The sequence below is a fragment of the Actinomycetota bacterium genome (assembly GCA_005774595.1).
GTDB lineage: Bacteria > Actinomycetota > Coriobacteriia > Anaerosomatales > D1FN1-002 > D1FN1-002.
The window spans coordinates 1-8,427 of sequence record VAUM01000061.1 but is presented as its reverse complement, the minus strand read 5'-3'; the positions used below and the strand labels follow the sequence as shown (position 1 = coordinate 8,427).

8 protein-coding genes are annotated in these 8,427 nt (G+C 69.4%); all 8 read left to right on the top strand.

The annotated features are described in order from the left end of the window. The first annotated feature begins 2 nt into the window (after positions 1 to 2). On the top strand, positions 3 to 1,553 hold the full coding sequence (locus FDZ70_04065; protein ID TLM78528.1) for a DNA gyrase subunit B: 1,551 nt from the start codon (positions 3 to 5) through the stop codon (positions 1,551 to 1,553). Positions 1,554 to 1,581: 28 nt separating this feature from the next. After that, on the top strand, positions 1,582 to 2,121 hold the full coding sequence (locus tag FDZ70_04060; protein ID TLM78527.1) for a hypothetical protein: 540 nt from the start codon (positions 1,582 to 1,584) through the stop codon (positions 2,119 to 2,121). Beyond that, positions 2,118 to 4,775 (top strand): DNA gyrase subunit A, encoded by a 2,658-nt coding sequence (gyrA, locus tag FDZ70_04055; protein TLM78526.1) that lies wholly within the window; start codon positions 2,118 to 2,120, stop codon positions 4,773 to 4,775. The genes FDZ70_04060 and gyrA overlap by 4 nt, the downstream gene beginning before the upstream one ends. Before the next feature lies 1 nt (position 4,776). Further along, positions 4,777 to 5,361: a flavin reductase family protein gene (locus tag FDZ70_04050; GenBank protein TLM78525.1), complete on the top strand. Its 585-nt coding sequence runs from the start codon at positions 4,777 to 4,779 to the stop codon at positions 5,359 to 5,361. Beyond that, on the top strand, positions 5,358 to 6,047 hold the full coding sequence (locus FDZ70_04045; protein TLM78524.1) for an HAD family hydrolase: 690 nt from the start codon (positions 5,358 to 5,360) through the stop codon (positions 6,045 to 6,047). The genes FDZ70_04050 and FDZ70_04045 overlap by 4 nt, the downstream gene beginning before the upstream one ends. 92 nt (positions 6,048 to 6,139) lie before the next feature. Further along, entirely contained in the window at positions 6,140 to 7,426 is a 1,287-nt protein-coding gene (locus FDZ70_04040) for an efflux RND transporter periplasmic adaptor subunit (GenBank protein ID TLM78523.1), read from the top strand. A 5-nt stretch (positions 7,427 to 7,431) separates the two neighbouring features. Beyond that, positions 7,432 to 8,241: an ABC transporter ATP-binding protein gene (locus FDZ70_04035; protein TLM78522.1), complete on the top strand. Its 810-nt coding sequence runs from the start codon at positions 7,432 to 7,434 to the stop codon at positions 8,239 to 8,241. Continuing rightward, positions 8,238 to 8,427: ABC transporter permease (locus FDZ70_04030; protein TLM78521.1), on the top strand; the 190-nt coding region annotated here is incomplete at its 3' end. The genes FDZ70_04035 and FDZ70_04030, both read left to right, overlap by 4 nt.

Here is an 8,427-nt window from a genome sequence, read left to right as displayed (position 1 = left end):
CGGTGGTGAACGCACTGTCCAAGCGGCTCGACATCGAGGTGCAGCGCGACGGGAAGACCTACACGCAGTCCTACGAGCGCGGCAAGCCGAAGGCCGGGCTCAAGGCGGGGGCGAAGGCCAAGGGCACCGGCACGATCATCCGGTTCTGGCCGGATGACGAGGTCTTCGAGACCACGTCGATGAACTTCGAGACGCTCGCCACGCGCCTGCGCGAGACCGCGTTCCTGAACAAGAACCTCAAGATCACGCTCACCGACGAGCGGGAGCTCGAGCCGCGCCGCGAGGAGTTCAAGTACGCCGGCGGCATCGTCGACTTCGTGCGCTACCTCAACGAGGGCAAGGACGCGCTCGTCTCGAGGCCGGTCTACTTCGAGATGGAGGCGGCCGAGGGCCACGTCGAGGTGGCGATGCAGTGGACGACCGGCTACTCGGAGTCGGTGCTGGCGTTCGCGAACAACATCAACACCACCGAGGGCGGCACGCACCTCGAGGGCTTCAAGAACGCGCTCACGCGCACGATCAACGACTACGCACGGCGCCAGACCATCGTGAAGGAGAAGGACGAGAACCTCTCGGGCGAGGACATCCGCGAGGGACTCACGGCCGTCATCTCGGTGAAGCTGCGCGAGCCGCAGTTCGAAGGCCAGACGAAGACCAAGCTCGGCAACACCGAGATGCGCGCGCTCGTCCAGCAGGTGGTCGCGGCGGGCCTCGGCGAGTACCTGGAAGAGCACCCGAAGCCGGCGCGCGCGATCGTGCTCAAGTGCGCACAGGCGGCCAAGGCGCGCGCGGCGGCCCGCAAGGCGCGCGAGCTGACACGGCGCAAGTCGCTGCTCGAGAGCTCGACTCTGCCCGGCAAGCTCGCCGACTGCTCGTTGCGTGACGCGGCGCTGACCGAGATCTACTTCGTCGAGGGCGACTCGGCCGGCGGCTCGGCCAAGCAGGCGCGCGACCGCTCGTTCCAGGCGATCCTGCCGCTCAAAGGCAAGATCCTCAACGTCGAGAAGGCCGGCGTGACCCGCGCGCTGTCGTCCGACGAGATCCAGGCGATGATCACGGCCATGGGCACCGGCATCGAGGAGGAGTTCGACCTCGGCCAGGCGCGCTACCACCGCGCGATCATCATGACCGACGCCGACGTCGACGGCGCGCACATCCGCTGCCTCATCCTCACCTTCTTCTACCGGTTCATGAAGGAGATGATCGAGGCGGGCTACGTCTACATCGCCCAGCCGCCGCTGTACAAGATCTCGGTGGGCAAGAAGCACGAGTACGCCTACAACGACCGCCAGTTGGAGAGCGCGCTGGGCAAGCTCGAGGAGGGCACCAAGTACACGATCCAGCGGTACAAGGGCCTCGGCGAGATGAACCCCGAGCAGCTCTGGGAGACGACGATGGACCCGGCCCGGCGCACGCTGCTGCGCGTGACGCTCGACGAGGACAACGCGTCCGGCGCGGAGGTCGCGTTCTCGGAGCTGATGGGCGATGCGGTGGAGGCGCGCAAAGAGTTCATCCAGCGCCACGCCAAGGACGTCCGGTTCCTGGACATCTGACGAGTGCGGCGCACGGGACTGACGGCGCATGACCGCAGAAGACAAGGACAAGCCGAGATGGGAGCCCCCGCCGTGGGAGGCGGACGCGTTCGACGCGCTGAAGAAGCGCCGCGAGGACGAGGAGGCCGACGCCGAGATCGCCGAGGCGATCGGCCGGCTGGAGGGCCCACAGGAGCCGCGGCCTGCGACGCCCGTAGCGACGCCGGCCCCGCCCGCCGCGGCGGACGGCGAGCCCGCGCCGGAGACGGCCGCCCCGCCCGCCGCGGAGGCGCCCGCGCCCCCGGCGCTGGACGACAGGCACGTCGAGGCGATGCTCATCGACCTCAAGATCGAGGAGCCGGACGCGACCCGGGGAGCATGGCTGTTCGGAGCCGTGACGTCGATCGCGACCGGCATGTTCGGCATGGTGCTCGTGATCTGGGGGCTCGTGGCGTTCAAGGAGACGGGCACGGTCGCCGCCGGCGCGCTGGGCGCGACGATCCTCATCCTGTTCGGTAGCGCGTTCTTCGCGCTCGCGGTCTACATGTTCCGGAAGGCGCTGAAGTTCAGAGGGAGCCAGCTGAAGTGACTGACGAACCCATCGAGACGACCGTACTGCCGATCGACATCGAGCAGGAGCTCAGGGACTCGTTCCTCGAGTACTCGATGTCGGTCATCGTGGCGCGGGCGCTGCCCGACGTCCGCGACGGCCTGAAGCCGGTGCACCGCCGCATCCTGTACGCGATGAACGAGTCGGGGCTCACGCCCGGCCGCGCGTACAAGAAGTCGGCGTGGACGGTCGGAGAGGTCATCGGCAAGTACCATCCGCACGGCGACGTCGCTGTCTACGACACGATGGTGCGCATGGCGCAGCCGTTCGCGATGCGGGCACCGCTGGTCGACGGGCACGGCAACTTCGGCTCGGTCGACGGCGACTCCGCGGCAGCCATGCGCTACACCGAGGCGCGGCTGCACCGCATGGCGATGGAGCTGCTGCGCGATCTCGACAAGGAGACCGTCGACTTCGGCCCGAACTACGACGAGTCGCTCACCGAGCCGCTCGTGCTGCCGGCTCGCTACCCGAACCTGCTGGTCAACGGCGGCGCGGGCATCGCGGTCGGCATGGCCACCAACATCCCCCCGCACAACCTCGGCGAGGTCATCGACGCCACGATCATGCTGATCGACGCGCCGGACACCCCGCTCGAAGACATCATGAAGGTCCTGCCGGGCCCGGACTTCCCGACCGGCGGCGTCATCATGGGCCGCGACGGCATCCGCGACGCGTACGCGACGGGGCGCGGGTCCGTGAAGGTGCGCGGCGTGGCGCACATCGAGCAGACGAGCACGGGCCGCACTCGGATCATCGTCACGGAGATCCCGTACCAGGTGAACAAGGCCAAGCTGGTCACCAAGATCGCCGACCTGGTGCGCGAGAAGAAGCTCACCGAGATCTCGGACCTGCGCGACGAGTCCGACCGCAAGGGCATGCGCGTCGTCATCGAGCTCAAGCAGAACTGCATCCCGCAGGTCGTGCTGAACAAGCTGTACAAGCACACGTCGCTGGAGACCGGCTTCGGCTGCAACATGCTCGCGCTCGTCGACGGCGTGCCTCGCACGCTCGGCCTGATCGACATCCTCAAGCACTACATCGAGTTCCAGAAGGAGGTCATCACCCGCCGGACGCGCTACGAGCTGCGCAAGGCGCAAGAGCGCGCCCACATCCTCGAGGGCTACGTCATCGCGCTCGACAACATCGACGAGGTCATCAAGATCATCCGCGCCTCGGCCGACGACGTCGAGGCCAAGGCCAAGCTCATGAAGCGGTTCAAGCTCTCCGAGGCGCAGACCGACGCGATCCTCGAGATGCGCCTGCGCCGCCTGACCGGCCTCGAGCGCCACAAGATCGAAGACGAGCTCGCGGAGTTGCGCGAGCGCATCGCGTGGTTCACCAAGGTGCTCGGCGACATCAACCTCGTGCTGCAGATCATCAAGGAGGAGCTCACCGAGGTCCGCACCAAGCACGCCGACAAGCGGCGCACGCAGATCACCAACGCCGCGCGCGACCTCGACGTCGAGGACCTCATCGCCGAGGAGGACATGGTCGTCACGGTGTCGCGCACCGGCTACGTGAAGCGCCTGCCGGTCGCGACCTACCGCCAGCAGAAGCGCGGCGGCAAGGGGCTGCAGGGGGTGTCGCTGAAAGAGGCCGACATCGTCGAGCACCTCTTCGTCGCGAGCACCCACGACCACGTGCTGTTCTTCTCGACCAAGGGCAAGGTCTACCGCATGAAGGTGCACGAGCTGCCGGTGGGCTCGCGGCACGCCAAAGGCACCGCGGTCGTGAACCTGTTGCCCTTCGAGACCGACGAGAAGATCGCCGCGATCATCAACACCAAGGAGTTCTCCACTGAGGAGAACCTGCTCTTCGCCACCGAGCACGGCATGGTGAAGAAGACCGCGATGCAGGCGTACGGCCGCGTGCTGTCGACCGGCATCATCGCGATCAAGCTGCGCGAGGGCGACCGGCTCGTGGCGGTCCGCCGCGTGAAGGAGGGCCAGCGCGTCATGCTCGTGTCCTCGGCGGGCAAGGCCATCAAGTGGGATGAGGCCGAGGCGCGGCCGATGGGGCGCGATACGAGCGGCGTGACCGGCATGCGCGTCAAGGAGGGCGAGCGCGTCCTCGACATGGAGATCGCGGTGCCCGGCACGGAGCTGTTCGTCGTGACCGAGCGCGGGTACGGCAAGCGCACGGCGGTCGACGAGTATCCCGAGCACCACCGCGGCGGCCAGGGCGTCAAGACGATCCAGGTCACCGGCAAGAAGGGCGACCTCGCGGGGATGAAGATCGTCGGCCCGGGCCAGGAGCTCATCCTTATCTCCGAGGCGGGCGTGGTCATCCGGGTCAAGGCGTCGGACATCAGCCGGCTCGGCCGGTCGACGCAGGGCGTCAAGGTGATGAACGTCGCCGAGACCGACCGCGTCGTGGCGATCTCGCGCGTCACCTCGGGCAAGAAGAAGCCGCCGAAGGCCGCGCCGGAAGGCCAGCAGGACCTGCTCGCCGAGGCGGGCGGCATCGCAGAGCAGGACGAGCGCGAACTCGAGGCCGAGGAGCTCGCCGGCGAGGAGTTCGAGGACGCTGAAGAGGGCGACGTCGGTGACGACGAGGCTGACGACGAGGGCGAAGGCGACGAAGGCGACGAGCCCGGCGAGGACGCGGACGACGGGGCCGGCGACGAGTGACGTGAAGGTGCGCCTCGGCCCATCGGCCAACCTGTATCCGATGCCGTGCCCGCTCGTCGTGGGCGGCACGCTCGAGCGTGCGGGCGCGCTGCCGGTGGCGTGGATCGGGATCGGCTCGGGCACGCCGCCGTCGGTCGCGATGGCGGTCCGGGGCACGCGCGCCACGCTCGCGCTCGTGCGCGAGACCGGCACGTTCACCGTCAACGTCCCGCGGGCGGACGACGCGGCGACCGTGGACTACTTCGGCCTGGTGAGCGGGCGCGACCGCGACAAGTGGACCGACAGCGGATGGACGCTCGAGCCCGCGGCCGTGGTGGACGCTCCCTTGGTGGCCGAGTGCCCGTACGCGCTCGAGTGCCGCGTGACGCAGGAGGTCGAGGTGGGCGAGTACGTGCTCGTCGTCGGCGAGATCGTCGAGACGCACGCCGACGAGAGCGTGCTCGATCCGGCGACCGGCAAGGTCGACGTCGCGTTACTCGACCCGCTCGTCTACATCCCGGGTGCGCGGGAGTACCGCCGTCTCGGCGCCAAGGTCGCGGACGCGTTCTCGGTCGGGCGCATGGTGGCTCCGGAGGACGGCGCGTGACGGCGCCCGCGCTGCAGGCGGTCCTGTTCGACCTCGACGGCACGCTCATCGACTCGGTCGGGCTCATCCTCGCGTCGTTCCGCTACGCGACGGAGACCGTCCTCGGCGTCGAGATGTCCGACGAGGACCTGCTGCGCAACGTCGGCATGCCGCTGCGGCCGCAGATGGAGATCCTCGCGCCGGGCCGCGCCGATGAACTGGTGGCGGTCTATCGCGAGCACAACAACGCCCACCACGACGCGATGCTCAAGGGCTACGAGGGCGTGCCCGAGGTGCTCGACGAGCTTCGCGGGCGAGGGCTGTCGCTCGCGGTGGTGACGTCCAAGGGCACGCCGCTCATGATGCGCGGGCTCGACCGCTTCGGTCTCACCGGGCGGTTCGACGTGCTCGTGAGCATGGACGACGTGACGGCGCACAAGCCCGACCCGGCACCGCTGCTGTACGCCGCGGAGCGCCTGGGTGTAGCGCCGTCCCAGTGCGCGTACGTCGGCGACAGCCCGCACGACGTCGTCGCCGCGCGCGCCGCGGGCATGCTCGCGGTCGGCGCGCTGTGGGGCGCGTTCCCGCCCGAGCGGGTGCGCGAGGCCGGGCCGGACCTGACGGCCGACGACATCCGGGAGGTGCCCGCTCTGCTCGCGGACGGCGCCGCCCGCGCCGCGGAAGGAAGCGGGCGCGAACCCGCGTAGATGGCACCACACGCACAGGTGAGTTTGGGTACAGTGCAGAAGAGGCCTGCCGCGAGAGCGCGAAGGGCCGCACCGAGTCGAGGAGGCGCCGCGTGTCGAAGGGCAAGATCATCGCCGGAGTGGTCATCCTGCTCGGCGTAGTCGGCGTCATCGCCGGCGTCGCGTACGGGGCGAAGAACTCCGCACCTGAAGTCGAGGTCGCCGAGGTCACCAAGAGCGACCTTGCGGTGACGGTGAGCGCTTCGGGCAAGGTCGTGCCCGGGACCCGCGCCGACGTCTTTCCGCCCACGACCGGCATGATCGCCGGCGTGGCGGTCAAGGACGGACAGCAGGTCAAGGCCGGGCAGACGCTCGCGACGATGGACACCGGCCCCCTCGAGATGTCGGTGGCGCAGGCCGCGGCCGGTGTCGCGGGAGCCCGGTCTCAGCTCTCGGCCATCGACAAGCAGGCACCGTCGCAGTACGACCGCAACGCGGCGCAGGCTGGCGTCGCGGCCGCGTGGGCCGTCTACGAGCCGGCCAAGGACGCCTACGACGCGTTCAAGGAGGTCTACGACGAGACCACCGACACCGTGGTCAAGCAGTCGATGGAGCCCTCGCTGACCGCGCTCGACATATCGCAGAAGCAGCTCTACGCCGCGTATGCGTCGGCGGTCGCGGCCGAGTCCAAGACCGACTTGTCGTTCGCGGCCGAGCGCGATGCCGCGTACGCCGCTATCGATCAGGCCGAGGAGGCCCTCGCGTTGGCGAACGACACGCTGGGCAAGGCGACGCTGAAGGCGCCGGCCGACGGCATCGTGCTGTTCAACGCGCTCGGTGCGCCGGGCGCCGACGGACAGGCGCCGAAGGCCGCGACGGGCGCCGCGGTCACTCCCGGCGCAGCGCCATTCACGATCGTGCAGCTCAACGCGCTGCGCTTCGCGGCCGAGGTCGATGAGGTCGACATCGACCGGGTGGACCTCGGGATGAAGGGCGTCATCACGCTCGACGCGTTCCCCGGCGAGGAGTTCGCGAGCAAGGCCTCGGAGATCGCTCCCGCGGCGCAGCTCACGGCCACCGGCGGGACCGTGTTCCCGGTCTACTTCGACCTCACCGGGACCGGCCGTGAGATCCTCATCGGGATGAAGGGCGACGTGTCCGTCGAGGTCAAGGCGGTCACCGGCACGGTGTCCGTGCCGATCGAGGCGCTCTTCGACGACGAGGACAAGCAGTTCGTCTACGTGCTCGCCGGCGACGACACCATCAAGCGCCGCGACGTCGAGACCGGCGTGCTCACGGACACGCGGGCCCAGATCGTCGAGGGGCTGCAGGCCGGCGACAAGGTCGCACTGTCCGGCGCCACGGAGCTCAAGGACGGCATGGCCGTCCGGGTGAAGTAGGCCGGATGGCCCCCACCGATCCGCTCGAGGCTCCCGCGGGCGCCGGTGGCCGCGCGCGCGTGGTCCTGGCCGCGCGCGGCGTCTCGAAGATCTACCGCCTCGCGGACATCGAGGTCCCGGCGTTGCGCGACGTCGATCTCGACATCCGCGACGGCGAGATGCTCGCGGTCATGGGCCCGAGCGGCTCCGGCAAGTCGACGCTCATGCACATCGTGGGCCTGCTCGACCGGCCGACGCACGGCTCGGTGACCGTGGAGGGCGAAGAGGTCTCCGAGATGTCGCCGAACGACCTGGCGGCGGTGCGCAACAAGCGCATCGGCTTCGTGTTCCAGGCGTTCAACCTCCTGCCGAGGACCCCCGCGACGGCCAACGTCGAGCTGCCGCTCATCTACTCGGGGGCAAGCGGCGCGGAGCGCGCGCGGCGGGCCCGCGAGGCGCTCGAGCGTGTAGGCCTCGGCGACCGCCTCGGGCACCTGAGCAACCAGCTGTCCGGCGGCCAGCAGCAGCGCGTGGCGATCGCGCGGGCGCTCGTGACCGAGCCGTCGATCGTGCTGGCCGACGAGCCCACGGGCAACCTCGACTCGCGCTCCGGCGTGGAGGTCATGGCGATACTCCAGGAGCTGCACGCGCAGGGCATCACGATCGTGCTCGTGACCCACGACCTGAAGGTCGCGCGGCATGCGGAGCGCATCGTGCACATCGCCGACGGGCGGATCGTGGCCGACGAGGCCGTGCCCGAGCGCGTGATGGCGGCGGACGAGATGGCGCGTCTCGCCGCGGGCGCCGGCGACGGCGAAGGATGGGCGGTGCCGTGAATCTGCTCGAGTCCTTCCGCATCGCGGTGCGCGCGCTCTCGGCGAACAAGGTGCGCAGCGCGCTCACGATGCTCGGCGTGATCATCGGCGTCGCGGCGGTGATCCTGCTCGTGGCCATCGGGACCGGCGTGCAGTCCGAGATCGTCGGCACGATCGAGGGGATGGGCTCGAACCTGCTGTTCGCGT